Annotated in this window: 1 protein-coding gene; it reads right to left on the reverse strand. The window is 45.4% G+C overall.

The features are described 5' to 3' along the window. Positions 1-205: 205 nt before the first annotated feature. A partial coding sequence (locus R7Z50_RS27355) for an NUDIX hydrolase (protein WP_318149728.1) occupies positions 206-710 on the reverse strand: 505 nt, incomplete at its 5' end.

Below are 710 nucleotides of genomic sequence, written 5' to 3' on the forward strand. Positions count from 1 at the left end.
TGAAACAAAACTCAGAATATCGAGATGACGCTTCGCTTGCGCGTCTGGAATAAGTCCGGGTTCCGGGGGGGAGCTCGGACTTTTTTATTGCTCTTAATTGCGTAAAGAAGTGAATGATGAAATCCCGAAACACGTCTAAAAACACTTACTGAAGCTCATTCCCATTCAATAGGTATGAGCTCAGTCTTCGGCACTCTGGTGACAGCTAAAGCAACTCTTTAGCGATCAGGTGAAGTAAGAACGTTTCACGTTCGATACTCATTCCTTTCTTCGGGCTTTCTGCCATCGTCTTTTCGTTATGTGCTATCGCTTCATGGACATTCATCCAAACTGGACGCATGCCATTCTTCACTTCGTAATCTTCATACGCTGTCTCGCCCAGCTCACGATCGATTTTGCATGTGTAACAGAACGAAATCATGTGCATCACGTCGGCATCGTCTTTGTACCAAGGACGAAACTCTTCAAAAATGCCGAATGGTTTGATGCTATGAATATTTTGCGCCCCCGTTTCTTCTTCGAGTTCACGGACTAGCCCTGCAATAACGTCTTCACCTTCATCAATTCCGCCACCAGGTAGCGTGTAATCGTGATAACGCTCGGTGTAGAGCAACAACACATCTTCACCATCAAGTACAATGGCACGCGCTGCATTACGCTGAAAGATAATTTTATCGTCAAGATGGTCGAGTTCTGGATGAATGGTCGAT

It is taken from the genome of Vibrio sp. 1249-1 (assembly GCF_033340495.1).